General features: G+C 59.9%; 29 protein-coding genes. 9 read left to right on the top strand and 20 right to left on the bottom strand.

Going from position 1 to position 23,276, the window contains the following annotated elements; translation table 11 throughout:
- Nucleotides 1-59: 59 nt before the first annotated feature.
- A complete protein-coding gene (locus tag NANH_RS0107315; RefSeq protein ID WP_027261427.1) occupies nucleotides 60-1,367 on the bottom strand; it encodes a helix-turn-helix domain-containing protein in 1,308 nt (435 codons plus the stop codon).
- Nucleotides 1,368-1,597: 230 nt separating this feature from the next.
- Here NANH_RS0107315 and NANH_RS0107320 point away from each other — a divergent pair, with 230 nt between their 5' ends.
- The 6 genes from NANH_RS0107320 to NANH_RS0107345 all read left to right on the top strand — a co-directional run bounded on the left by NANH_RS0107320 (nucleotide 1,598) and on the right by NANH_RS0107345 (nucleotide 7,271).
- The gene (locus NANH_RS0107320; RefSeq protein ID WP_027261428.1) at nucleotides 1,598-2,989 is read left to right on the top strand and encodes a substrate-binding protein; all 1,392 of its coding nucleotides are present in this window, start codon (nucleotides 1,598-1,600) and stop codon (nucleotides 2,987-2,989) included.
- Nucleotides 2,990-3,073: 84 nt separating this feature from the next.
- Nucleotides 3,074-4,105, top strand: a complete 1,032-nt coding sequence (locus tag NANH_RS0107325) for a branched-chain amino acid ABC transporter permease (RefSeq protein WP_027261429.1) — start codon at nucleotides 3,074-3,076, stop codon at nucleotides 4,103-4,105.
- A 3-nt stretch (nucleotides 4,106-4,108) separates the two neighbouring features.
- Nucleotides 4,109-5,302 carry a branched-chain amino acid ABC transporter permease gene (locus NANH_RS0107330; RefSeq protein ID WP_027261430.1) on the top strand — a complete coding sequence of 398 codons (1,194 nt, stop codon included), beginning with the start codon at nucleotides 4,109-4,111 and terminating at the stop codon, nucleotides 5,300-5,302.
- 11 nt (nucleotides 5,303-5,313) lie between these two features.
- Entirely contained in the window at nucleotides 5,314-6,069 is a 756-nt protein-coding gene (locus NANH_RS0107335) for an ABC transporter ATP-binding protein (protein WP_027261431.1), read from the top strand.
- Nucleotides 6,070-6,081: 12 nt separating this feature from the next.
- A complete protein-coding gene (locus NANH_RS0107340; RefSeq protein ID WP_027261432.1) occupies nucleotides 6,082-6,837 on the top strand; it encodes an ABC transporter ATP-binding protein in 756 nt (251 codons plus the stop codon).
- Between the two features lie 173 nt (nucleotides 6,838-7,010).
- The gene (locus NANH_RS0107345; protein ID WP_027261433.1) at nucleotides 7,011-7,271 is read left to right on the top strand and encodes a hypothetical protein; all 261 of its coding nucleotides are present in this window, start codon (nucleotides 7,011-7,013) and stop codon (nucleotides 7,269-7,271) included.
- Between the two features lie 108 nt (nucleotides 7,272-7,379).
- Here the strand turns inward: NANH_RS0107345 and NANH_RS0107350 are convergent, their stop codons facing one another.
- Nucleotides 7,380-7,679: an SDR family NAD(P)-dependent oxidoreductase gene (locus tag NANH_RS0107350; protein WP_027261434.1), complete on the bottom strand. Its 300-nt coding sequence runs from the start codon at nucleotides 7,677-7,679 to the stop codon at nucleotides 7,380-7,382.
- Nucleotides 7,680-7,705: 26 nt separating this feature from the next.
- Nucleotides 7,706-7,879 (bottom strand): long-chain fatty acid--CoA ligase, encoded by a 174-nt coding sequence (locus NANH_RS28445; RefSeq protein WP_139236299.1) that lies wholly within the window; start codon nucleotides 7,877-7,879, stop codon nucleotides 7,706-7,708.
- A 427-nt stretch (nucleotides 7,880-8,306) separates the two neighbouring features.
- Here NANH_RS28445 and accB point away from each other — a divergent pair, with 427 nt between their 5' ends.
- The 3 genes from accB to aat are packed head-to-tail and all read left to right on the top strand — an operon-like array spanning nucleotide 8,307 to nucleotide 10,830.
- On the top strand, nucleotides 8,307-8,789 hold the full coding sequence (gene accB, locus NANH_RS0107360; protein WP_027261435.1) for an acetyl-CoA carboxylase biotin carboxyl carrier protein: 483 nt from the start codon (nucleotides 8,307-8,309) through the stop codon (nucleotides 8,787-8,789).
- Nucleotides 8,790-8,798: 9 nt separating this feature from the next.
- Nucleotides 8,799-10,151: an acetyl-CoA carboxylase biotin carboxylase subunit gene (gene accC, locus NANH_RS0107365; protein ID WP_027261436.1), complete on the top strand. Its 1,353-nt coding sequence runs from the start codon at nucleotides 8,799-8,801 to the stop codon at nucleotides 10,149-10,151.
- 46 nt (nucleotides 10,152-10,197) lie between these two features.
- Nucleotides 10,198-10,830: a leucyl/phenylalanyl-tRNA--protein transferase gene (gene aat, locus NANH_RS0107370; protein ID WP_027261437.1), complete on the top strand. Its 633-nt coding sequence runs from the start codon at nucleotides 10,198-10,200 to the stop codon at nucleotides 10,828-10,830.
- On the opposite strand, the gene NANH_RS0107375 is transcribed toward aat, so the two are convergent.
- From NANH_RS0107375 to soxX, 17 genes are all read right to left on the bottom strand, one after another.
- Nucleotides 10,797-11,156 (bottom strand): DUF2155 domain-containing protein, encoded by a 360-nt coding sequence (locus tag NANH_RS0107375; protein WP_036050594.1) that lies wholly within the window; start codon nucleotides 11,154-11,156, stop codon nucleotides 10,797-10,799. The two genes, aat and NANH_RS0107375, sit on opposite strands and share 34 nt — an antisense overlap.
- Nucleotides 11,156-11,608 (bottom strand): outer membrane lipid asymmetry maintenance protein MlaD, encoded by a 453-nt coding sequence (gene mlaD, locus NANH_RS0107380; protein ID WP_027261439.1) that lies wholly within the window; start codon nucleotides 11,606-11,608, stop codon nucleotides 11,156-11,158. Before mlaD ends, NANH_RS0107375 begins: the two co-directional genes overlap by 1 nt.
- A gap of 24 nt (nucleotides 11,609-11,632) precedes the next feature.
- Nucleotides 11,633-12,016 carry an NADH:ubiquinone oxidoreductase subunit NDUFA12 gene (locus NANH_RS0107385; RefSeq protein WP_027261440.1) on the bottom strand — a complete coding sequence of 128 codons (384 nt, stop codon included), beginning with the start codon at nucleotides 12,014-12,016 and terminating at the stop codon, nucleotides 11,633-11,635.
- Between the two features lie 121 nt (nucleotides 12,017-12,137).
- The gene (locus tag NANH_RS0107390) at nucleotides 12,138-12,500 is read right to left on the bottom strand and encodes a RidA family protein (RefSeq protein WP_027261441.1); all 363 of its coding nucleotides are present in this window, start codon (nucleotides 12,498-12,500) and stop codon (nucleotides 12,138-12,140) included.
- Nucleotides 12,501-12,503: 3 nt separating this feature from the next.
- A complete protein-coding gene (clpX, locus tag NANH_RS0107395; protein WP_027261442.1) occupies nucleotides 12,504-13,772 on the bottom strand; it encodes an ATP-dependent Clp protease ATP-binding subunit ClpX in 1,269 nt (422 codons plus the stop codon).
- 155 nt (nucleotides 13,773-13,927) lie between these two features.
- Nucleotides 13,928-14,560, bottom strand: coding sequence for an ATP-dependent Clp protease proteolytic subunit (locus NANH_RS0107400; protein ID WP_027261443.1), 633 nt, complete (start codon nucleotides 14,558-14,560; stop codon nucleotides 13,928-13,930).
- Nucleotides 14,561-14,709: 149 nt separating this feature from the next.
- Nucleotides 14,710-14,865 (bottom strand): peptidoglycan-binding domain-containing protein, encoded by a 156-nt coding sequence (locus NANH_RS27860; RefSeq protein ID WP_081710440.1) that lies wholly within the window; start codon nucleotides 14,863-14,865, stop codon nucleotides 14,710-14,712.
- A gap of 6 nt (nucleotides 14,866-14,871) precedes the next feature.
- Nucleotides 14,872-15,177, bottom strand: coding sequence for a peptidoglycan recognition protein family protein (locus NANH_RS25760; RefSeq protein WP_051372280.1), 306 nt, complete (start codon nucleotides 15,175-15,177; stop codon nucleotides 14,872-14,874).
- A 151-nt stretch (nucleotides 15,178-15,328) separates the two neighbouring features.
- Nucleotides 15,329-16,588: an NAD(P)/FAD-dependent oxidoreductase gene (locus NANH_RS0107415; protein ID WP_027261444.1), complete on the bottom strand. Its 1,260-nt coding sequence runs from the start codon at nucleotides 16,586-16,588 to the stop codon at nucleotides 15,329-15,331.
- Nucleotides 16,589-16,615: 27 nt separating this feature from the next.
- Nucleotides 16,616-17,326 (bottom strand): c-type cytochrome, encoded by a 711-nt coding sequence (locus tag NANH_RS0107420; RefSeq protein WP_027261445.1) that lies wholly within the window; start codon nucleotides 17,324-17,326, stop codon nucleotides 16,616-16,618.
- A gap of 41 nt (nucleotides 17,327-17,367) precedes the next feature.
- Nucleotides 17,368-17,907: a c-type cytochrome gene (locus NANH_RS0107425; RefSeq protein ID WP_407694808.1), complete on the bottom strand. Its 540-nt coding sequence runs from the start codon at nucleotides 17,905-17,907 to the stop codon at nucleotides 17,368-17,370.
- 82 nt (nucleotides 17,908-17,989) lie between these two features.
- Complete coding sequence (gene soxC / locus NANH_RS0107430; RefSeq protein WP_027261447.1) at nucleotides 17,990-19,258, bottom strand: sulfite dehydrogenase; 1,269 nt, start codon at nucleotides 19,256-19,258, stop codon at nucleotides 17,990-17,992.
- Nucleotides 19,259-19,288: 30 nt separating this feature from the next.
- The gene (soxB, locus tag NANH_RS0107435) at nucleotides 19,289-20,986 is read right to left on the bottom strand and encodes a thiosulfohydrolase SoxB (protein ID WP_027261448.1); all 1,698 of its coding nucleotides are present in this window, start codon (nucleotides 20,984-20,986) and stop codon (nucleotides 19,289-19,291) included.
- 95 nt (nucleotides 20,987-21,081) lie between these two features.
- Nucleotides 21,082-21,948 (bottom strand): sulfur oxidation c-type cytochrome SoxA, encoded by an 867-nt coding sequence (gene soxA / locus NANH_RS0107440; protein WP_036049555.1) that lies wholly within the window; start codon nucleotides 21,946-21,948, stop codon nucleotides 21,082-21,084.
- A 26-nt stretch (nucleotides 21,949-21,974) separates the two neighbouring features.
- A complete protein-coding gene (gene soxZ, locus NANH_RS0107445) occupies nucleotides 21,975-22,304 on the bottom strand; it encodes a thiosulfate oxidation carrier complex protein SoxZ (protein ID WP_027261450.1) in 330 nt (109 codons plus the stop codon).
- Nucleotides 22,305-22,346: 42 nt separating this feature from the next.
- Nucleotides 22,347-22,766, bottom strand: coding sequence for a thiosulfate oxidation carrier protein SoxY (gene soxY, locus NANH_RS0107450; RefSeq protein ID WP_027261451.1), 420 nt, complete (start codon nucleotides 22,764-22,766; stop codon nucleotides 22,347-22,349).
- Between the two features lie 28 nt (nucleotides 22,767-22,794).
- Nucleotides 22,795-23,268 carry a sulfur oxidation c-type cytochrome SoxX gene (soxX, locus tag NANH_RS0107455; protein WP_027261452.1) on the bottom strand — a complete coding sequence of 158 codons (474 nt, stop codon included), beginning with the start codon at nucleotides 23,266-23,268 and terminating at the stop codon, nucleotides 22,795-22,797.
- Between the last annotated feature and the right edge of the window lie 8 nt (nucleotides 23,269-23,276).

A 23,276-nucleotide genomic window follows, 5' to 3' on the forward strand; every position in this document is an offset into this window, starting at 1 on the left:
AGTGCGGCCACGCAAGATTATTGCTTTTAATCCAACCTAACCTTGCCATTGTGGCACTGTCAAAACCCTTCGCTCAGGATCGAAGGCTCGCGACGGGCACGGCACTTGGTGCGCGTGCAGACCCGGCAGCTGCTGCCAACCGGCTGCGCCGCATTTTCCGCCCCATCGCCGCCCTTTACCGGCAGGATCAGCATGGTTGACTGGTACAACGGATCGGCCTCGAAGTCCGGCGCACCAACCGGTTGGGCTACAGCAAGGCAATCAAACAGCATCACCGACCGCCCCATCTGCGACACCCGGCGCCGGATCGGTACCAGAGGCCGGCCAAGCGCGGTGAACATCGGCCACAGCGGGCAGGATTCCCCGTATCTGGGCAAGGCGAACCCTTCGATCTGCTTGCGAAAGACAATACTGCCAGACGCATCGCAAATCACCAGACCGACATCCCAGGGCAAGACCCCCTGCGGCATGGTCGCCATCCGACGGAACACCGCCGCAAGATCCGTGCCAAAACGCGCCGACAGAGCGAGCGGATCCGGCCCCAGCGCCTTGACCGCATCCAAGAAGGCGGCCAGCGGCATCGCCTGAGCATCTTTGCAATACCGCCCCAGAACCTCCCGCGTGATCGTCCGGGCTGCAGGAGAGGTCAACTCGGGCGCATCGCGGATCAGGCTTTCCGGGTCGGCGGTGCCTGTCTCGAGCGTGGGAAAATGGTGCCCCCGCGCCACCACAAAGGCCTCAACCTCTTCCTGTGGCACACCCCGCCGGTCGTCGGCATCACCGCTCTCGTCAAGATAGCTCACCAATGCCTTGCTGCTTTCCGCCAGCCGCCGGCTTTCCTCGTTCAGGTTCCGATGGAACCGGTCGCGCCATTCGGCCTCGAGTTCTCCCGTTTCGGCCAGGATCGACGCCGTCGAGTGGATCGCCGTCGCGGTCGACAGCACTTCGTGCAGCGACGCGGCAAGATGCGGGTCATGGGTCAGCCGATCCGCCAGTGTTTCCACCGTACGCTCGAGTGAGGCAATGCGCCGGTGCTCGCCCGCCAGCACCTCGGCCCACCCCGGAAAACGGCCGGCGAATTCGTCGGCGTGATCGATCTCCGCGGCCACGGCCCCGGCATCCGCCGCCGCTTCGCGCAGGGTCGCAATCAGCGCCGCCTCGGCCCCCTGGGTCAGCATCGACGGCTCGACTCCCAGTTCATGCGCGATGTTCAACAGCAGCTTGCCACCGATTCTGCGACGGTTGTGCTCGATCAGGTTGAGGTACGACGCCGATATTCCCACCTGCCGTGCAAGATCGGCCTGCTTTAAGCCTGCGATTGAACGCCGCTCGCGAATACGGCTTCCTGTCAGGGTGTCACGCGCCATTTCGACCCCGGGCTCTTTTCAACGGCATATCAACGGCTTTCTGCACTGCGACATAAGGAATTTTACAAATCCCCCATCGACACTGTGTATTTATTTACAAAATAAATGTGACAATCAAGGGGCTTATTGCGAAATTTTCCAACCGTCCCCAATACTGATTTTGCACAAAAGTGCCCGTGCAGCGCGCAGAGGGAGGGCGCGCCGCACAATTTGCGAAATGGGAGGAATGAATGTCCAAGTCGAACTTTACGCGCCGTGGCGTGCTCAGGACCGGTGCCGCCAGCGGTGCAGGCCTTGCACTGCCGACGATTTTTACCGCCTCGTCGGCCTCGGCCTTCACCAATAACCCTACCGGCAGTTCCGTGACGCTGGGCTTCAATGTGCCCCAGACCGGCCCCTATGCCGACGAAGGTCTGGACGAACTGCGCGCCTATGAACTGGCGGTCGAGCACCTGAACGGCAAGGGTGACGGCGGTTGCCTGAACACATTCAGCTCCAAAGCGCTGGATGGCACCGGTATTTTGGGCAAGGAGGTCAAGTTCGTCACCGGCGACACCCAGACCAAATCCGACGCCGCGCGTGCCTCGGCCAAGTCGATGATCGAAAAAGACGGCGCCATCATGATCACCGGCGGTTCGTCCTCGGGTGTGGCCGTCGCCGTTCAGGGTCTGTGTCAGGAAGCTGGCGTGATCTTCATGGCCGGTCTGACCCACTCCAACGACACCACCGGCAAGGACAAGAAGGCCAACGGTTTCCGTCACTTCTTTGACGCCTACATGTCCGGTGCTGCACTGGCACCGGTGCTGGAAAAAGTTCTGGGAGCGGATCGCAAGGCCTATCATCTGACCGCCGATTACACATGGGGCTGGACCCAGCAGGAGTCGATCCAAGCCGCCACCGAGGCCGTGGGCTGGGAGACAGTCAACAACGTTCTCACCCCCTTGGCCCAGACCGATTTCAGCAGCTATATCGCGCCGGTCCTGAACTCGGGTGCAGATGTATTGGTGCTCAATCACTATGGCGGCAACATGGTCAATTCGCTGACCAACGCGGTGCAGTTCGGCCTGCGCGACAAGATGGCCAACGGCAAGCAGTTCGAAATCGTTGTTCCGCTCTATTCGGAACTGATGGCCAAAGGCGCGGGCGCCAATATTCAGGGTATTCTGGGATCGACCAACTGGTCCTGGACACTACAGGACGAAGGCACCAAGGCCTTTGTTAAATCCTTTGGCACCAAATACGGCTTCCCGCCGTCCAACGCCGCACAGACCTGTTATGCGCAGGCCTTGCTGTATGCGGATGCGGTCCAGCGCGCGGGCTCGTTCAACCCCTGCGCGGTGGTTGAGGCGCTCGAAGGCGACAGCAGTTCGCTGCCCGGCATAGATTCGCCCTCCAACAGCGGCTTTGTGTTCGATGGCCTGGGCAATGGCCCTACCCTGTATCGCTCCGCCGATCACCAGTGCTTCAAGGACGTTCTGGTCATGCGCGGCAAGGAAAACCCAACGAACGAGTATGACCTGCTCGAAGTTGTCGAGATCACCCCGACCGCCCAGGTTTGGTACGAGCCGGATCACCCCATGTTTGCAGGCGGCCAGCTGGGCGAGTGCAATCCCGGCGCATAAGCCAAAACATACCGGTCGCGCGCCTTGCGCGGCCGGACCTCCGCACATGCGGAGCACCGCCAGCCATAACCCGAGGGTGGGACAATGGACGCAATTATCCTGCAAATTCTTAACGGACTGGACAAGGGATCGGCCTATGCGCTGATTGCGCTTGGCCTGACGTTGATCTTCGGCACCCTGGGCGTGGTCAATTTTGCCCATGGGGCCCTGTTCATGATAGGGGCGTTCTGCGCCGTAACGCTGAACAAGATCCTGACCATCAGTTACATCACCATCGACGAGACCAGGACCGATTTCCTGGGCAACCCGCTCAAGGTCGAAAACACCTATATCGAACGCTGGTTCGGCCCCGAAATCGGATCGGCTATCATCGACTGGTCGGTTCCGCTGGCGATCCTGTTTTCGATCCCGATCATGGTCGCAATCGGCTTTATCATGGAACGCGGGCTGATCAAGCATTTCTACCGGCGCGACCATGCCGACCAGATCCTCGTGACCTTTGGCCTGGCCATCGTGCTGCAGGAAATCATCAAATACTTCTATGGCGCCAATCCGATCCCGACCCCCGCCCCCGAAGTGTTTCGCGGATCGTTCGATTTTGGCATGCTGCTGGGCTTTGATCCCAACGTGATCATCTATCCCTACTGGCGGCTGGTTTACTTCAGCTTTTCGGCCCTCATCATCGGCGCTGTATTTGCCTTTTTGCAGTTCACCACCTTTGGCATGGTGGTGCGTGCCGGAATGGCAGACAGGGAAACCGTGGGCCTGTTGGGCATCAACATCGACCGCCGCTTTACCATCATGTTCGGCATTGCCGCCGCCGTGGCCGGCATGGCGGGAGTGATGTATGCGCCAATCAATTCGCCGAACTATCACATGGGAATGGATTTCCTGGTGCTGTCGTTTGTCGTCGTGGTGGTCGGCGGCATGGGCAGCCTGCCAGGCGCGGTGCTTGCCGGTTTCCTGCTGGGTATCCTGGAAAGTTTCGCCTCGATGAACGAGGTCAAGACTCTGCTGCCCGGCATCGACCAGATCATAATCTATCTGGTTGCAATCATCATTCTGCTCACCCGCCCGCGGGGTCTGATGGGCCGCAAAGGCGTGATGGAGGAATAACCCATGCTTGGACTGAACAAACGCGACACCACCCTGCTGATCGCGGTCGCCATTCTGACCCTGTTTGCCCCCTTCATCCTGAACCCGTTCCCCGAAGGATCGGCCATGGCGCAGTTCAATGCCGGCTATCCCGACCTGATGCAGCGGTTCGTGATCTTTGGCATCTTTGCCGTCGGCTTCAACATCCTGTTTGGACTGACCGGGTATCTGTCCTTTGGTCATGCCGCCTTTCTGGGCGTAGGTTCCTATTCGGCCGTGTGGATGTTCAAGCTGCTGAGCATGAATGTCCTGCCCGCCATCATCCTGGCGGTCATCGTTTCGGGGATGTTTGCGGTGGTCATCGGCTATATATCGCTGCGCCGCTCGGGTATCTATTTCTCGATCCTGACTCTGGCGTTCGCTCAGATGTCGTTTGCGCTGGCTTATTCGGTGCTGACGCCGATCACCAATGGCGAAACCGGACTTCAGGTCTATAACGACGATCCACAGTACCTGATGGGACCGGACAGCCCGACGGCCACAAACCTGTTCGGACTGGAAATGCGCTCGACCTATACACTGGACATCGGGCACTGGTCCTTTGACTTTAACGCAGGCTATTACATGTGCGCGCTGATCATGCTGATCGCCGTATACTTGTCGATCCGTATCTTCCGCTCGCCCTTTGGCCTGATGCTCAAAGCGGTAAAGTCCAACCAGCAGCGGATGAACTATACCGGCCTGAACACCCGTCCCTATACCCTGGCGGCGTTTGTCATCTCGGGCATGTATGCCGGTCTGGCCGGAGGGCTGATGGCGTCGATGGACCCGCTCGCCGGGGCCGAGCGCATGCAGTGGACCGCCAGCGGCGAAGTCGTTCTGATGACGATCCTGGGCGGCGCGGGCACGCTGATTGGCCCTATTCTGGGCGCAGGTTTCATCAAATACTTCGAGAACATCTTTTCCAAGATCAACGATACCGTGCTGCATCAATGGTTTGCCTTCCTGCCGGACGGGCTGGAAGATTTCATGGTGTTCATCGTCCATCCTTTCATCGGCAAGGGCTGGCACCTGACGCTGGGTTTGCTGTTCATGATGGTAGTGATTTTTCTGCCCGGTGGGCTGGTCGAAGGCGGCCAGCGGATCTCGGCCTGGATTCGTCGTCGCAATACAGACGATGCAGAAAAGGCCAACGGCAAAACCAAGCCAGCGGAATAGGGAGAACGACCATGGGTATCCTTGAAGTCAAAGGCGTCAACAAGCGCTTTGGGGGGCTGCAGGCGCTGGGAGATGTGAACCTTTCAGTGGCGGAAAACACCGTCCACGCGATCATCGGCCCCAATGGCGCAGGGAAATCCACGCTGCTGAACTGTCTGGTGGGCAAGCTCATTCCAGACACCGGCAGTGTCATGTTCGACGGCCAGTCGGTCCTGGGCCGCGCGCCTTACGAGATCAACCAGATGGGCATTTCCCGCGTCTTTCAAACCCCCGAAATCTTTGGCGATCTGTCGGTGATGGAAAACATGATGATCCCCTGTTTCGCAAAACGGGACGGATCGTTCGAATTGAACGCCATCGCCGCGATCGCTTCGCAACGGGATGTCGTCGAAAAAGCCGAGCAGATGCTGGTAGACATGAACATGATCGACAAGCGGGAAATGCATGCGGCCTCGATGTCACGCGGCGACAAGCGGCGTCTGGAAATCGGCATGTGCCTGTCCCAGGAGCCCCGCCTGTTGCTGCTGGACGAGCCCACCGCCGGCATGGCGCGGGCGGATACCAACAACACCATCGACCTGCTCAAGCAGATCAAGGACGAACGCGACATCACCATCGCGATCATCGAGCATGACATGCATGTGGTGTTCTCTCTGGCCGACCGGATTACCGTGCTTGCCCAGGGCACACCTCTGGTCGAGGACGCCCCCGAAAATATCCGTGGAAACCCCAAGGTGCGCGAAGCGTATCTGGGCGAAAGCGCTTAAAGGACAAGACCCATGAACGTCAAACCGGACTTTTCCAAGAACGCGAATCTGGCACAGACAGCCCCCGCCTTTCTGTCGGTCTGGGACATGCATGCCTATTATGGCGAGAGCTACATCGTGCAGGGCATAAGCTTTAACGTCCACGAGGGCGAGATCCTGGCCCTGCTGGGACGCAACGGTGCGGGCAAGACTTCGACGCTGCGCTCGATTGCCCGGTTGGGCGATCCGCAATTGCGGCACGGCGAGATCTGGCTCGATCACCAGCCCCTTCACAAGATGGCCAGCCACCAGGCTGCCGCTGTGGGTCTGGGATTGGTGCCCGAAGACCGCCGCATCATTGCCGGCCTGACCGTCGAGGAAAACATCAAGCTGGCACAGATTGCACCGCCCGTTGGTTGGTCGATCGACCGCATCTACGAATTGTTCCCCAGACTGGGCGAGCGGCGCGGCCAGGAAGGGGTCACCTTGTCAGGTGGAGAACAGCAGATGCTGGCGATTGCCCGTGCCCTGGCGCGCGACATCAAGGTGTTGCTGCTGGACGAGCCCTATGAGGGACTGGCGCCCGTTATCGTGGACGAGATCGAAAAGACGCTCATGCACATCAAGGAACAGGGCATGACCACCGTGATTGTGGAACAGAACGCCGTGCGGGCCCTGGAACTGGCGGATCGGGCCGTGATCCTGGACACCGGTGGCATCGTCTTTGATGGTTCCGCCGCCGAGGTTCTTGAGAACGAGGAACTGCGCTCAGAATATCTCGCAATCTGAATTTCTGCGCACACTGCCAACGGTATCGATCAAATTCGCCAAAAATACATCGCGCATTCCAAGCCGTCCGTTCACCATTTCAGTCGCAAATCCGCACCGATTCAGACATCGTTAATCTCTCCCGGCCCAGAATGTTGCCGGGTGAGGGCTCCACGAAGAAACGGAGCAACCAAATGAATATCCCTATCGCACTGCCGGTCATGGCACCGCAGCCGACCGGCCATCCCGCATCGCTGCCGCCCGACAGGGCCAAGGCCAGCACGGCACAACACGTCGATCCGCCAGCCGAAAGCGAGGCATCACGCGACTATCAGTCCGGGCAACAGGGCACCGACGACGGCCTCAAGACCGCCCCCCCTTCGGTCATGCAGATCAAGATCATGGAGATCCTTGACCAACAGGCACGTGAACTGGAGCAATCGCCGCGCGACTGACGCAGGTTCCGCCCCCGGCCCGCCACCATTATTGTGCGGTCCAGCCACCATCCACCGGAATGGCTGTGCCCGTGACGTTATGCGCTATCGAACCGCACAGCCACAGGGTCAGAACGCCAATCTCTGCAGGTTCCGACCCGAGCAAGCCGGGTTGTTTTCCTTCTCCGGATCGGCAACCACGGCCTCGCGGTTGCCATCGAACGCCACCAGACGCTCGGCGATCTGCGCCGGGTGGCGCAGGTCCACGGCAAGGAACTCGGCCTGCGGCGCACCTGCCCGTTTCAATTGCGCACAGGCTTTTTCGATCTGCGCATCCCCGGCCAGCCCATGCACGGCAATTCGCCCCCCCCCGGCCCCGGCCAATGCCTTGGCGATAGACAGCCCGATACCCTGAACCGATCCGGTCACCAGCGCTGTCTAGCCTGTTAAATCGGTCAGGTTTTGTCCTCCAGCATCTTTCGCAACTCGGGCCTAAGCATTTTATCATAGGTGTTCTTGGGCAATTCCAGCAGCCGAAGATAGCGTTTCGGGCGCTTGAAACGCGCAATGTTATCCACACACAGCCGGTCCGGGTCGGGCCATTGGGCATCGCCGACCACAAAGGCCACGACGATTTCTCCCAGTCCGGATGCGGCGGCCCAACCACCGAAGCCTCGGTCACACCGTTATCCCGCAACCGTTGCGCCAGGCGGGCGGCGCAGTCGTGAAACCCGCCATAGTCCGCAACCATCTCGCGCTCCAGGGACAGAACCGGCGGCGCGGATGCGGTTGCGCCTGTCGATAACCAGTTGCCCGGTTCATCGATGCCCCTCACCTATCCGTGCGGCTCGGCCCATCATTCCGTCGGTCATCCAGACACGCTCTGTTGGCGGTCGATATCAGGCATCATTTGCCGCCACCTTCAATTTCACAGAACTGACCAACCGCAATACTGGCACCCATGGGCGCTTTTCACCGGCTTCACCTTGGCCTATAAGCCGTCTACGAGGAAATCCCGCACGACAGACGGGCACAGCGGAACCGGTCGAGGACATCATGACAGACACCAAACACGAGTCGGACGTGGCATTCATCAAGGCCTTGGCCGAGTTGCTGCGCGAAAACGACCTTACGGAGTTGCAAGTCAAACGCGACTATGGCGAAGATGACAGCTTGAATGTTCGCGTCAGCCGTTTGTCCGCCAACGCCCCGACGGCAGTCGCCCTTGCCGCACCAGCCGCTGCACCGGCTGCGATTGCACCGCTCGCCGACCCGGTCGCGGAAGCCGACGATCCGGCGGGCCACCCCGGCGCGGTACTGTCGCCGATGGTCGGGACGGTCTATATGCAGCCGGAACCGGATGCACCGGCCTTCATCAGCGCCGGTGCCAGCGTCAGCGAAGGCGATACCCTGCTGATCGTCGAGGCCATGAAGACGATGAACCATATTCCGGCCCCCAAATCGGGCACCGTGAAACGCATCCTGATCGAAGACGGCGCAGCGGTGGAATATGGCACCCCGCTGGTCATCATCGAATAGGGCATCCGCATGTTTGACAAGATACTGATCGCCAACCGCGGAGAGATCGCCCTGCGTGTGGTCCGCGCGGCACGGGAAATGGGCATTGCCACGGTCGCCGTGCATTCCACCGCCGACAGCGACGCGATGCACGTGCGCATGGCCGATGAATCCGTCTGTATCGGCCCGCCGCCCAGCCCGCAAAGCTATCTGTCCTTTCCCGCTATCATTTCTGCCTGCGAAGTCAGCGGCGCGCAGGCCATCCACCCTGGCTATGGGTTTCTGTCCGAAAATGCCAATTTCGTGCAGATCGTCGAAGACCACGGGCTGACTTTCATCGGCCCGACCGCCGAGCATATCCGCGTCATGGGTGACAAAATCAGCGCCAAGGACACGATGAAGGCGCTGGGTGTGCCCTGCGTTCCGGGCAGCGACGGTGGCGTAGCGACATTGCAAGACGCCGAACGCATCGGGGCTGAAGTCGGCTATCCTGTCATCATCAAGGCCACTGCCGGCGGCGGCGGCAAGGGCATGAAAGTGGCGCAAACCGCCGCCGACATGAAATCGGCCTTTCAGACCGCGCGCGCCGAGGGCAAAAGCAACTTCGGCAATGACGAGGTCTATATCGAGAAATACCTGACCACGCCGCGCCATATCGAAATTCAGGTATTCGGCGATGGCAAGGGCCAAGCCGTGCATCTGGGCGAGCGCGACTGTTCTTTGCAACGGCGTCACCAGAAAGTGTTCGAAGAAGCCCCCGGCCCCGCTATCAGCCCGCAAGAACGCGCACGGATCGGCAAAGTCTGTGCGGACGCCGTGGCCAAGATCAACTATATCGGCGCGGGCACCATCGAGTTCCTGTATGAAAACGGCGAATTCTATTTCATCGAGATGAACACCCGCCTGCAGGTGGAACATCCCGTGACCGAAGGCATCTTCGGCGTCGATCTGGTCCGTGAACAGATCCGGGTCGCCGCCGGACTGCCAATGTCTTTTACTCAGGACGACCTTATCCTCAATGGCCATGCCATCGAAGTGCGGATCAACGCCGAAAAGCTGCCGAACTTCACTCCCTGTCCGGGTCGGATTACCCAGTATCACGCCCCCGGCGGGTTGGGTGTGAGGATGGATTCCGCCCTGTACGACGGCTATGCAATCCCCCCCTATTACGACAGCCTGATCGGCAAGCTTATCGTTCATGGCCGCGACCGCCCCGAGGCGCTGGCACGGCTGAACCGGGCCTTGGGTGAACTGATTGTTGACGGCGTCGATACCACCGTGCCGCTGTTTCACGCGCTGTTGCAGGAACCGGATATCCACAGCGGAAATTACAATATCCATTGGCTGGAACACTGGCTGCAAACACACCTTGGCGACGGATAAGCCGGTGCTCCGTTTGGTGGTTCGTGGCTAGGCTGGGGCCGCAGGCATGACGCTGACTCCGGAAATGTTGCTGCGGGGGTATGCGGTCGGGATTTTTCCGATGGCCGAACACCGCGACGACGCCGAGATTTTCTGGGTCGATCCCAAATCGCGCGGGATCATTCCGCTGGACGGGTTCCATATCTCACGCTCGTTGCGCCGCCGCCTGCGCAGCTGCCGGTTCGACATTGCGATCAACCGCGATTTTGCCGGTGTCGTGGATGGGTGTGCCGACCGCGCGGAAACCTGGATCAACTCCGAGATCCGGCAGCATTATATCGCCCTGCATGAGTCCGGGCATGCCCATTCGCAAGAAGTCTGGGATGGCGACGAATTGTTAGGCGGCGTCTACGGCGTCGCCATAGGTGCCGCATTCTTTGGTGAAAGCATGTTCTCGCGGCGTACCGACGCGTCAAAGATCGCTCTGGCCTATCTGGTGGATCGGTTGCGGCAGGCGGGTTTCACGCTGTTTGATACACAGTTTTTGACCGAACATCTGGCCAGCCTCGGCGGCATCGAAATCGGGCGCTCTGAATATCACCGTCGGCTGGACACGGCGATTGCACAGCCCGCCGATTTCACCGCCCCGTCGGTGCCCTCCCCTTGTCAGCTGATACAGCGCAACACCCAGACGTCATAGCGACTGTGATCAAGCGCGTTCAGCGCCGGGGACGATGCAATCATCCAGCCCTGAAACCGTACCTTGCGTTGGCCGGTATCGCGAATGGTCAAAAAGGCAAAAGCGTCGCCAGTCGGGTTATCCGCAGGATAACGGCAATCGGCCACCTCGACGGTTAGGCCGAACATTTCGCTCAGCCCGCCGGTCGGCACCTGGACATCAATGGTTTGTCCGTTGACCTTGTCCAACCCGCGCAGGATCGCACCGGCACCGGATTGCGCCTGCTGTTCTGCCGTCAGCGACTGCGACAGGCCAAGACCCAACAAACCGGCGCCCAGAATGCGGATCAACTCTCTTCCCCGCTGCCCGCCACAAATTTGATCAATAGTGAAATCAGGCTGACTGCGCCCTGGGTGTCTTCGACCACATCGCCCGGCTCAAAGTAGAACTCTGATCCGCCCGGCACGATTTCCAGAAAATTGCCCCCCAACAATCCCTCCGAGGCGATGATGGCGGCGCTGTCGTCGGGCACATCGATGCCCTGCTTCACCGAAAACCGGGTATCGGCACGATAGGTTTGCGGGTTTAGAACGACATCCGTAACGGTGCCGATCTTGACACCCGCAAGCCGCACATCGGTCCCCACGGCCACGCCTTCGAGCGAGCGAAAACTGGCGTTCAACTCATATCCGCTGGTCGTGCCGGACAGGCCCGTCGCCTGTCCCGCGTAGACGGCAAATGCCAAGGCACCGGCCAAGACCGCTCCTCCGACCAGAATTTCGGTGGTGTTATGCGACATCTCGCGCTCCGTCTGTTGCGCCCGCTATTCCGGGGTCCACGCCTCGTAATCGCGGCGCGGGGCCGGGTCTGCTCGGCGCAGCGATCCTGCCGGAGCATAGGCCATGGCTGTGCCTGTCCGATTCTCGTGATATGGCTTTTCCCACACCTTGTGCGCCAGCGGCTTGTCCGTCGGCGGTTCGTCCCAGGTGCGGTGCAGCCAGCCATGCCAATCCGGGTTGATCCGGCTTGCTTCGACTTCGCCGTTGAAGATGACCCAACGCTTGCTGTCATCCGTGTTCTTGTAGAACACGTTGCCCTGATCATCCTCGCCCACCTTGATACCTTTGCGCCAGGTGAAAATCTGCGTGTTCAGAGTCTGCCCATTCCACCAGGTAAAGGCGCGCAAGATCGAGTTCAGAATGCTCATGGCTGTCTCCGATTAGCTTACGGTTCGATATGACGCAATTCGCGCCCAAGGTCCAGATACCGATACGCCACACCCGCCGGTCTTTGTGGCCCCCGCACGGCGGCACCCGAACCGCCCCGGATCAGCCCGGCACCACGGCGGTTACTTCGATCTCGATCCGGTACTTCGAATCGATCAAACCGCATTCAATCATGGTTGCGGCGGGCGGATGATCGCCAAACACGCCCGCCAAAATTGGCCAGCAAGGTTCGAACTCGGCCCGGTCGGGCAACATATAGGTCACGCGGACCACATCCGCGAAACCGACACCCGCACGGGTCAGTGCCGCTTCGATGATACCCAGCGCACTGCGGCATTGCTGGACCACGGTGTCCCCCTGCCCCACGGTGCCGGCGACATGTACGAAACCGCCGGCGACCACGGCACGACAATAGCCCACCTTGGTCTCGAATTCTCCACCGGACGAGATCCGCTGGATCGCCACCTATCAGCCCGCCGAAGCCGAATCCTTTTCGGCCTCCGCGTGGATCATCAGCGGCGCGGCATCGGAATTGGCCGCCTCTTCGTTCACCACCACTTTGGTCACACTGTCCAACCCCGGCAATTCGAACATCGTATCCAGCAGGATATCTTCGAGAATCGAGCGCAACCCGCGCGCACCGGTCTTGCGCTGAATCGCGCGCTTGGCAATTGCACTCAGCGCATCGTCAGTGAACTGCAATTCCGTGTCTTCCAACTCGAACAGGCGTTGATACTGCTTGACCAGAGCGTTCTTGGGCTTGGTCAGGATCGTAACCAACGCATCTTCGTCCAGATCTTCAAGCGTTGCCAGAACCGGCAGGCGACCGACGAATTCCGGGATCAGACCGAATTTCAACAGATCCTCGGGTTCGAGATCGGTGAAAACTTCGCCGACGCCACGGTCGTCATTGTCGCGCACATCGGCACCAAAGCCCATCGCGCTGCCCTTGCCACGCGCCGAAATGATCTTGTCCAGCCCGGCAAAAGCACCGCCACAGATGAACAGGATATTGGTGGTGTCCACCTGAAGGAATTCCTGCTGCGGATGTTTACGCCCGCCCTGCGGCGGCACGCTGGCAACCGTGCCTTCCATCAGCTTCAGCAACGCCTGCTGCACGCCCTCGCCCGACACGTCGCGGGTGATCGACGGATTTTCGGACTTGCGGGTGATCTTGTCGACCTCGTCGATATAGACGATGCCGCGCTGCGCCCGTTCGACATTGTATTCACTGGACTGCAACAGCTTGAGAATGATGTTCTCGACATCTTCGCCCACATAACCGGCTTCGGTCAGGGTGGTCGCATCTGCCATGGTGAACGGCACATCCAGAATGCGCGCCAGCGTCTGGGCCAGCAACGTCTTGCCACAACCGGTCGGGCCGATCAGCAGGATATTGGATTTCGCCAGCTCAATATCGCTGCCTGCCTTCTGGGCATGGTTCAGGCGTTTGTAGTGATTGTGCACCGCCACCGACAACACCTTTTTGGCATTGGCCTGACCAATCACATAATCATCCAGAACTTCGCAGATATCCTTGGGCGTCGGCACACCGTCGGTTGCCTTCAGCCCGCTGGCCTTGGTTTCCTCGCGGATGATATCCATGCACAGTTCGACGCATTCGTCACAGATGAATACGGTTGGGCCTGCGATCAGCTTGCGCACTTCGTGCTGGCTCTTGCCGCAAAAGCTGCAGTAGAGCGTATTCTTGCTGTCGCCGCTCGAGTTCGTTGCCATGGTTAACCTTTCCGGCTTCGTTTTCGACGTCGCCCCGTGATCTACAGGACGGTTTCACCCACTACCGGGCAGCTTAGGCCAGCGATCAAATCATCACAATCGCAAAACGTGATGCACCACGATGCCACCACGCCGCCCCGGAAGATCGAGGGGGCTTACGCCCCCGCGTCGTCGCCCTTGTCGCGATTGGACACGATCTCGTCGATGTGCCCCCATTGCTTGGCTTCCTCAGGGGACATAAAGTTATCCCGATCCAGCGCCTTTTCAACCGCCTTCTTGGTCTGGCCAGTGTGCTTGACATAAATGTCGTACAACCGATCCTTCAGCTTTTGTGTCTCGGCCGCGTGAATCATGATGTCGCTGGCCTGGCCCTGAAAGCCGCCGCTGGGCTGGTGCACCATGATCCGGCTGTTGGGCAGCGAAAAGCGCATTCCCGGCTCGCCCCCGGCCAACAGAACCGACCCCATCGAGGCAGCCTGACCGATGCACAGGGTGCTGACCTTGGGCTTGATGTATTGCATGGTGTCATAGATCGACAGGCCGCTGGTCACCACACCGCCGGGGCTGTTGATATAGATGCTGATTTCCTTGGATGGGTTCTCGGCCTCAAGATGCAGCAGCTGCGCGACCACCAGATGGCTCATGCCGTCGTGGATCGGACCGTTGATGAAAATGATCCGTTCCTTCAGCAGCCGCGAGAAAATGTCATAGGCGCGTTCGCCCCGGCTTGTCTGTTCGACCACCATCGGGACGAGCGTATTCATATAGGTTTCTGTGGGATCAAACATCTGTGCCTGCCTGCTGTTCTGGATGGATCGGGACCATACCCGGTGATCGGTTAGCAGAGTCTTAGTATCGCCATCCGGGGGCTGCAAGGGGCTGCACGCACCGCAGCGGTTGTGGCGCATCGCAAATCGGACCTTCGCAGGCCCTGTTTCTATTCGTCGAAATGTTCGATCTGATCGTTGCCCAGGATCTTTTTCCAGGTCATTGGCCCAACCACGCCGTCACGATCCAGACCGTGCGCGGTTTGGAACTCCCGTACGGTGTCTTCGGTTCTGGGGCCAAAGATCCCGTCATCCTTGAGCAGCAATTGCTTTTACAGCAGGGCCACGGCGGGGCCACGATCCCCGCGATGCAAAACCGGCATGTCTTCGTCCAATCCGTACAGGCTGATCGCAATAGTTCCCCGGTTGTTTCCCTTCTGCGCGGCCGGCGTCTGTTCGATGGATCGTCCGTTCTCCAGCTGACCGCTCTTGCGAATGAAGTAACGATAGCCGACATCACTCCAGCCGCGTGCCTTGTGCCACTGGCGCATCGTGGCGCCATTATCATGGGCCGCGTTGTCCGAGGCCGGGCAATGCGGAAAGACGCGATCAACCTCGCGGTTTGGTTCGGTGAACATTCTGTTCCCTCCCAATGACTTGCCTAAAAATATAACCTCCGGGCATTGCCGGACAGCTTTTCAATAATAGGTTGACTGGCACCACAAATGGCGCGCCGAGTCCATTCAGGACAGCGCGCCTTGCCCCGCCATACCGGGGCGCCACATGAGGTCAGCCAAAAATATCTTTTGTTATTCCGGCGTACCACCCCAGGCTTTCTTCATACGTCGCACGCCGCAGTGCGGTGTCCTCGCCGGTCTGGCTGATGAACCCGTCGACCTTGGCGATCTTTTCGTCGGTCGCCTCGTAAGTTGCGCCAACCTTGACACCATCCTCGGTATCGATCAGCGACCAGCAGGTGTTGCTGAATTTGGCCGGGAACACCTTTGACCCGCTCAGGACCCCACGCACGGTCATCGCTGCGACCTTGGCCTGGCTGTTGGCCGAAAACCCGGATTTGGGCATATCGCCCTGCTGCGCGGAATCGCCCAGGACATGAATGTTCTCATCCATGCGGCTTTGCATGCCATGCCCGTCCACCGGTGCCCATCCGTTTTCGGTGATGCCCGCCATGTCACAGATTCGCCCCGCCTTTTGCGCCGGGATCACGTTGCAGACGTCCACCTTTTCCACCACCCCATCGATAGCGACCGTCATCGCCGCCGGGTCGACCCGCACATCGGCCCCACCGAAATCGGGACCGATCCGGTCGATCATGCCGCCGTAATGCGCCTGCCAGCCTTCCTCGAACAGCGCCTGTTTCGAGAATTTCTCTTTCGGATCGACGATCAGGATCTTGGCGCTCGGATTGCTGGCCTTGAGCAGATGGGCCACCATGCTGACCCGTTCATAGGGGCCGGGCGGACAGCGGAACGGATTGGGCGGGGCGACCATGGCAAACACCCCGCCTTCGGGCATGGCCATGATCTGCGCCTTGAGCAACTCGGTCTGTGATCCGGCCTTGTAAGCATGCGGCATCGCATGTTGTGCCGAGATATCCCAGCCCGGCACAGCGCCGTCGACAAAATCGATCCCCGGCGCCAAAATCAGCCGGTCATAGGCCAGCACCCCACCCCCGGCCAAGCTGACAGTGCGCGCTTCGCGGTCTATGGCGACGGCCCAGTCATGCACCACGTTCACCCCGCCCTGCGCCAACCTGCCATAAGTATGGGCCAGGCTGTCCAGTTCGCGAAATCCGCCCAGGTAGAGGTTTGAGAAAAAGCAGGTGAAATAGGCCCGCGTGGGTTCAACCAGTGTCACGTCGATAGCACCCTGACTGTCCTTGGCGATATAGCGGGCCGCTGTCGCGCCGCCTGCGCCGCCGCCCACGACGACCACACGCGGCTTGCCCTGCCCGATGACCGTTGGGGCGCTCAGCGTCGCGACGGTTGCGACCGACGCTCCCAGAAAATGTCTTCTGTTCAATTTCATCTCAATTCCTCCCAGTAAAACGAAACCCTATTCAAGCCCTCCGAAATAGGTCGCAAGGGCCGCAATCTCTTCATCCGACAACCGACCGGCCATCATCTGCATCACCGGATGGGGGCGGATCTGGCGTCGATAGGCATGCATCGCGACGACAAAATCCTCGACCGGCCAGCCGGTAATCGACGGAATGCCATCGCTGGTGCCATCGCGCTGATGGCAGGTCGTGCATTCGCTGGACAGGTATTCACCATACTCCCGATCGCCCACAATCGCGAGGATTTCCGGCGTCAGATCCACCTCGCGCGGGCGCGCGGTCGGGGCGGCCTCGGGGATGTCGGCGGGGCTGTCGGAAAAACCGCGCAGATAGGCCAGAACATCAGCGCGGTCCTGTGCGTCGTCAAGCCCGGAGAAATTCATCCGCGTACCGGACACCAACGCCTTGGGATTCTCGATATAGGCCTCCAGCCGGCGCAGATCCCAGACCAACCCGTCATCTGCCGCGCGGCGGATGCCAGGAGAATAGTCGAAACCGGCATTGGCGGCAGCCCTGCGATCGAAAATGCCATTCAGATGCGGACCAATCCGGTCCGTCGCCTCTGGTCCCACCTGATGACAGGCGGCACATCTGACAAACACCTGCCGCCCGCGCTCGGCATCGCCGATTTGCTGCGCCTCCTGTTCGGCCTCCGCCGCGCCAGTCAGCGCGAACAGTGTCAGAACAAGACACAGCAGACGTTTCATCCCTGCGCGCCCTGCAAGAGCGGGATGGCCACGCCCATCCTCTAGTCCCCGGTGTCCGGTGTCACGTCCAGCACCCGCGCGCGCATGGTGATCTCGACCTTGTCCTTGCAGTTCTGCATACAGGGATCGGTCACAAAATGCGCCTCGGCGGACTTGCGGTCGTCCACGATAAACCCGTCCGCATTGGGCAAGTGCACCTCGGTGAAAGTGTCCCGCGACAGCACAAAATCCTCATCCACCAGGTCGTTGGAATAGAGGATATAGGCGACCACCCCATAGACTTCGTCCGGGGTCAGGCTCTGGGCATTGCCGAACGGCATCGAACGGTTCACATAGTCCCATGTGGTCGACAGGTACGGCCAATACGAGCCCACGGTTTTCAGCGGATCATCGCGGTCCAGCGTGCCCATTCCACCGGCCAGTTTGGGCCAGTTGTCGACACCTTCGGCAAAATCTCCATGGCAGACCGCGCAATTGTCGGCAAAGATCTCTTCGCCGGTCAAAACATCGCCCGAACCGTCCGGCAAACCTGTGCCATCGGGGCGCACGTCCAGATCCCATGCGGCAACTTCGTCGGGCAAGGCCGGCCTGCCAAGGCCCAGCTTCCCCGCCTGCAAAGGCGAGACGAAGGTTAATGTAACGAATAAAGAAATGGGAACAATATTATGATACTTCGACATTTTCCGCCTCTCCATCCGGCTTGACCCACCAGGTCTGAATGCAATTGTTATGATAGATCGAATTCAACCCGCGCACCTCGCGCAGCTGCGCCTTGGTGGGCTGCACATAGCCGGTTTCGTCCATGGCGCGCGATTGCAGCAACATCTCGGTGCCGTCCCATTCGGTGTCCAGATAGAACCTGCTCAGGGCCATGCGCTCGCCCGGTTTGGCCAGACGGGCGGTTTCCCAGGTTTTGCCGCCATCCTTGCTGACATCCACCCGCTTGATCGCACCGCGTCCCGACCACGCCAGTCCCGTGATCACCAGTGGACCGGGACCGTGGGTGATCGGCGATTGCGGGCTGGGGCTGGTGACCACAGACTTGGCGTCCATTTCCCAGGTCCATTTGCGGCTGATCCCGTTGGCCAGGGTGTCGGTGTATTTGCTGGTTTCCTCACGGGATTCGACCGGGGCATCGGCGACCTCGATCCGGCGCAGCCATTTGACCCACATATTGCCTTCCCAGCCAGGCACCACCAGGCGCACCGGGTATCCATGCTCCATACGCAGCGCTTCGCCATTGGCCTTGAACGCGACAAGCACGTCGTCCAGCGCCTTGTCCATCGGGATCGAGCGCCCGTTGCCAGACGCGTCCGCCCCTTCGACATAGACCCATTTTCCCGTCGTCTGATACCCGGCTTCTTCCAGCAGCGTGCGCAGCGGCACGCCGGTATATTCCATGTTGTGGATCATGCCGTGGGTGAACTGCGCACCATTCAATTGCGCCCCCGCCCACTCCATACCCGTATTGGCGGCGCATTCGCAGAAATAGACGTGGTTTTCACGCGGAAACCGTTCCAGATCGCCGTAGGTAAAGACCAGAGGTGTATCGACCAGCCCGTTGATCATCAAACGATAATCTTCCTTGGTCAGCTCGATCGCTCCGGAATGATGCCGCTCGAACGCACAGCCCTGCGGCGTGATCGTTCCGTCCAGTGCGTGGATCGGGGTGAAATTGATCGAACTGATGGTGTCTGCGGTCAACCAATCCACATTGCGCCGCACCACATCGGATTCATACTCGATCGGCAGGCCATAGGGCGTGGCATCTACCCCTTCGCCCAGCCCCTGCGCCCAATACTGGGGTTCGGTAATCAGCGGATCGCCCGCTGCCCTGGCCGTTGTCGCCGCCACCGCCCCTGCCCCAATCGCCGCAGCGCCGGTCAGAAACTGGCGACGGGATGGGGGATTGCCTTTGAAACGAAACGTCATGCGTTCAGCTCCTTCTTACATGTCTGACGGTCAGGCACCGATCACCTGAACCGATGTATTTGGGGTCACGGAGACCGTACCCTGCTTGCCGATATGGCTTTCGACCACATCCCAGATCTGTGGGCCTTCGGTGTCTTCGTTGACGCTGGCCCAGCCGGCAACCACATAGGATTTTGCCGGATCAATCGCCTCGCCTGTTTTCAGCAGGGTCATCTCGCTGATCCGCTCGCCCTGGGGTTTGCTGATATCGATGCGATAGCCCAGCCCACCGACGCGCACCATGTCGCCGCCTTGCTGGTAATAGGGATCGGGATTAAAGATGTTATCGCCCACGTCTTCCAAAATCACCTTGATGAATTCACCTGTCATTTCAGACCGGTACGCCTTGCCATAGGTCATTGAAGTGACGTTGAAGATATCCTCGCGGGTGATGTCCTGACCGGGCAGGATCGACGGCCCCCAGCGCACGCCGGGGCTCATGGCGATGTCGGCCTCGCGCTCACTGATCAGTGCATCACAGATCAGATCGTCCCAGGACCCGTTGAAGTTGCCGCGCCGGTACAGCAAGCTGTCAGTCTGCCCGATCACCTCGGCCAACTCGGCGGCATAGGGCGCGCGCTGCTCATCGATCAGCGCCGCGATGTCGGGATCCGGCGCGATCACGTCGGAAAAAATCGGGATCAGCTTGTGGCGCAGGCCCATCATCCTGCCATCGCGCACGTCCAGATCGACCCGGCTGACGAATTTGCCGTTGCTGCCGCTGGCGATGATATGGGTCTGGCCCACCAGAACCGGCTCGGGCAGTGCATCATGGGTATGACCTGACAGGATCACGTCGATACCGCTGACCCGGCCGGCCATCTTCTTGTCCACATCGAAGCCGTTGTGAGACAGGCACACCACCAGTTCCGCGCCTGCTGCACGCACCTCGTCGACCATCGCCTGCATGTTTTCATCGCGAATGCCGAAACTGTATTCCGGGAACATCCAGCCGGGGTTGGCAATGGGCATATAGGGAAACGCCTGTCCGATCACCGCGATCTTGACGCCACCGCGTTCAAAGAACTTGTAGGGCTTGAACAACTCGGCGGGTTCATCCCATTCGGCGTCAAAAATGTTTTGTCCCAGCGCCGCAAAAGGCAATCCCTCGACGATGTCCTGCACCCGCCCGGACCCCAAGGTGAATTCCCAGTGAAAGGTCATCGCGTCCGGTTTCAACGCGTTCATCACGTTGACCATGTCCTGCCCGGCAGTCTTGTAGCAGGTCATCGACCCGTGCCAGGTGTCCCCGCCATCCAGCAACAGCGCATCGGGCCGCGCGGCGCGGATCGCGTTGATCACGGTCGCAACCCGATCCATCCCACCGACCCGGCCATAGCCCCGCGCCAGGGCGGAAAAATCGTTGTAGGTCAGCGCATAGGCGGACGGGCTGCCATCGGCGACGCCATACAGCTTGCGGAAATCGGCACCGGTGACATGGGGCACCTGTCCCTTGTTGGCTCCAACACCGATATTAACCTCGGGCTCGCGGAAATAGATCGGTTTCAACTGCGCGTGAATATCAGTGACATGGATCAGGCTGACATTGCCAAACGTGTCAAAGTCCAGAAGCTGATCCTGCGTCAGCGCCTGCTGCGCAGCCAACCGCGCCCAGTTTCCGAACCCCGATGCCCCGACCAAGGCCGAAGCCGCCATCGAAACCTGAAGAAAATCGCGCCGTGAGATCATGAAACGGTCTTTCTTTCCCAGATCACACATTCGCATGTGTGAATTTATTTGATATGAAAAACCCCGCGCCAGAAAACCGGCGCGGGGTCAATGGCTCAGTTTCGCACCGAAGGCGCTTCGACCGACAGGCCATTCCCGCGGCTGGCGACATAAAGCTCCAGCGCGACAAATTCGTCGCTGCCCGGGCTGAACGTCTCGGCGCGGGTATCGCGAATACAGCCCTTGAACCGGGCGTGGGAGTTGTTCAACTTGGTGTTCTTCAAACGATACACCGGAAACCCGTTGACCTGTCCCTGGCTCAGATGATCGGCGCGGATCATGTTGTCGAAATTGTCCTCGTGGCAATTGGCGCAGGACAGATCCAGCTGACCAAAGCGGGTATAGTACAATTCCTTGCCTTGCTCCCAGGTCGACTGGGCCGGGCCATCGATCGCCACATCCACCGGCATGCCACGCGACTGCACACTGATCAGCGCTTCCATCGCTGTCATCTTGCCGTCGGTGTATTTCAGCGGCTCTGCCCCCATCTGGTTCTCGCGGCAGTCGTTGATCTGCATCACCAGCGTACGGACCTCTTCGGCCTGATCGTTCCATTTTGGATAGGTCGCGCGCACGCCCGCCATCGCAGTTTCGACGTCATCATGACAAGAGGCGCAGGATTTGCCTTCGCTGCCTTCGACGGTGTCCCACTGTTCCGCCGCCTGATCGACAAAGATCATGCCGGGGTTGTCGAAATCGTCCAGTTGCAGCGCCTGGGTTTCCCTGGCGCGGAACGTCCACCCCGAGCGGATCTTGTCGCCCAACACCCCTTCCAGATGCGCGGGCGCATCGGTTTCGGTGACCATCTCGATCTCGCCGTTCACCACCAGACTGGCGTTTTCGTCCGCCAGCGCCGGTGCCGAGAATGCCACCGCACTCACCGCCATCCATGTCAGTGCCTTGCTGCCTGATCTTCTTGTCATTCTAGATCTCCTCCCGTCTCAAAGCCTTATCCGATGGCGATGGATTTGCTGTCTTCGTATTCGGATCCGTCGTCGTCATACCATTTGAAGACAAATTCACCGGCCTCGGGCACGGTCGCTTCGAACTGGAAATACGGGTTGGTCGAGATCGCCGGGTCCATCGCGATGTCTATCACGTTCTGGCCGTTGAAATCGCAAGTAAAACGGTTGATGATCGAGCGCGGGATCAGGTTGCCTTCCTTGTCCTTGCGCTGACCGCTTTCCATCTTGTGGCTGATCAGGGTCTTTATCGTGACCGCTTCGCCTGCGGCGGCGGTTTTCGGGACCTTGACGCGGGGTTTTACACCAGATGCCATGTTGTTCTCTCCTGAATGTCGGAATGGGTACAGCTCGGCCGATCAGCCGCCGCAGCCCCCGATTGTCACTTTCACGGTGGATGTGGCGCGGGCAAAGGATCCGTCGGTCATCTTTGCGATGGCGACGACGTCCTGTGTCCCGGCCAACCGGATCCGGGTCGAAGCCGACTGGCTGGCGGCAAGCGGGCCAAAGTTGAACGTCGCCACCGGCGGCGTCGGGTTGCCCGTGGCCAGAACCATGATCGCACTGGCACCGGGGGCCGACACTTCGATCGGCACCGTGTTGCCGTTTTCGGCGATTTCCGGCGCCGTCAGTGTCAGCCCCGTATCGGCCATTTCGGCCCCGCCGGTAAAGGCGGCAATCGCATCGTCCGTGGCCGTTGCAAAGGCCCGCATCGGCAGAACCGTCAGCGCCGCCGCGCCCAGCCCCATGGCCATAGTGTCGCGTCTTGAGAATTCCATCTCTTGTCTCCTGTATATCATGTGCGCGTCACTGGTCCTTCTGCATCAACAGAAAGGCCACGACGTCTTCGATCTGCTGTGCGGTCAACAACGGCTCGAGTGGCTCCTGGGCCGCATTGCCGGTATAGGCGTCGCCAGGGCGGTTGAACCCGTCGACCTTAAAAAAGGACGGCATGACAGAGCCTTCGAAAGTCATCTTTGCATTTGCAACCAGCCCGCGCAGCTCGGCCTCGGTCCAGCGGCTGCCCGCCCCGTCCAGCGACGGGCCGACCTCGCCATGGAACGGAATGTCGCTCAGTGCCGTTATCTGGTGACAGGCAATGCAGTTGCCAGCGCCCTTGTCCATGATCTCGGGCGCGTTGGCGGCCACACCGGGTGCGCCGCTCAGCGAGATTTCAATCGCGCCATCTTCGGTAAAGACAACGTCTCCAGGCGCGATCTCGCCCGCCGTTGCCGCACCGGCAACCAGCGCCGCCGCCACAGTAAGTTTCTTCAGCTGCATGTGTCCTC

The organism is Sedimentitalea nanhaiensis DSM 24252, assembly GCF_000473225.1.
Classification (GTDB): Bacteria; Pseudomonadota; Alphaproteobacteria; order Rhodobacterales; family Rhodobacteraceae; genus Sedimentitalea; species Sedimentitalea nanhaiensis.

Bases quoted from the DNA above. Each gene is read 5' to 3' on its own strand.
- NANH_RS0107315 (WP_027261427.1), bottom strand. From the start codon at position 1,367: ATGGCGCGTGACACCCTGACAGGAAGCCGTATTCGCGAGCGGCGTTCA.
- NANH_RS0107320 (WP_027261428.1), top strand. From the start codon at position 1,598: ATGTCCAAGTCGAACTTTACGCGCCGTGGCGTGCTCAGGACCGGTGCC.
- NANH_RS0107325 (WP_027261429.1), top strand. From the start codon at position 3,074: ATGGACGCAATTATCCTGCAAATTCTTAACGGACTGGACAAGGGATCG.
- NANH_RS0107330 (WP_027261430.1), top strand. From the start codon at position 4,109: ATGCTTGGACTGAACAAACGCGACACCACCCTGCTGATCGCGGTCGCC.
- NANH_RS0107335 (WP_027261431.1), top strand. From the start codon at position 5,314: ATGGGTATCCTTGAAGTCAAAGGCGTCAACAAGCGCTTTGGGGGGCTG.
- NANH_RS0107340 (WP_027261432.1), top strand. From the start codon at position 6,082: ATGAACGTCAAACCGGACTTTTCCAAGAACGCGAATCTGGCACAGACA.
- NANH_RS0107345 (WP_027261433.1), top strand. From the start codon at position 7,011: ATGAATATCCCTATCGCACTGCCGGTCATGGCACCGCAGCCGACCGGC.
- accB (WP_027261435.1), top strand. From the start codon at position 8,307: ATGACAGACACCAAACACGAGTCGGACGTGGCATTCATCAAGGCCTTG.
- accC (WP_027261436.1), top strand. From the start codon at position 8,799: ATGTTTGACAAGATACTGATCGCCAACCGCGGAGAGATCGCCCTGCGT.
- aat (WP_027261437.1), top strand. From the start codon at position 10,198: ATGACGCTGACTCCGGAAATGTTGCTGCGGGGGTATGCGGTCGGGATT.
- mlaD (WP_027261439.1), bottom strand. From the start codon at position 11,608: ATGTCGCATAACACCACCGAAATTCTGGTCGGAGGAGCGGTCTTGGCC.
- NANH_RS0107385 (WP_027261440.1), bottom strand. From the start codon at position 12,016: ATGAGCATTCTGAACTCGATCTTGCGCGCCTTTACCTGGTGGAATGGG.
- clpX (WP_027261442.1), bottom strand. From the start codon at position 13,772: ATGGCAACGAACTCGAGCGGCGACAGCAAGAATACGCTCTACTGCAGC.
- NANH_RS0107400 (WP_027261443.1), bottom strand. From the start codon at position 14,560: ATGTTTGATCCCACAGAAACCTATATGAATACGCTCGTCCCGATGGTG.
- NANH_RS25760 (WP_051372280.1), bottom strand. From the start codon at position 15,177: ATGTTCACCGAACCAAACCGCGAGGTTGATCGCGTCTTTCCGCATTGC.
- NANH_RS0107415 (WP_027261444.1), bottom strand. From the start codon at position 16,588: ATGAAATTGAACAGAAGACATTTTCTGGGAGCGTCGGTCGCAACCGTC.
- NANH_RS0107420 (WP_027261445.1), bottom strand. From the start codon at position 17,326: ATGAAACGTCTGCTGTGTCTTGTTCTGACACTGTTCGCGCTGACTGGC.
- soxC (WP_027261447.1), bottom strand. From the start codon at position 19,258: ATGACGTTTCGTTTCAAAGGCAATCCCCCATCCCGTCGCCAGTTTCTG.
- soxB (WP_027261448.1), bottom strand. From the start codon at position 20,986: ATGATCTCACGGCGCGATTTTCTTCAGGTTTCGATGGCGGCTTCGGCC.
- soxA (WP_036049555.1), bottom strand. From the start codon at position 21,948: ATGACAAGAAGATCAGGCAGCAAGGCACTGACATGGATGGCGGTGAGT.
- soxZ (WP_027261450.1), bottom strand. From the start codon at position 22,304: ATGGCATCTGGTGTAAAACCCCGCGTCAAGGTCCCGAAAACCGCCGCC.
- soxY (WP_027261451.1), bottom strand. From the start codon at position 22,766: ATGGAATTCTCAAGACGCGACACTATGGCCATGGGGCTGGGCGCGGCG.
- soxX (WP_027261452.1), bottom strand. From the start codon at position 23,268: ATGCAGCTGAAGAAACTTACTGTGGCGGCGGCGCTGGTTGCCGGTGCG.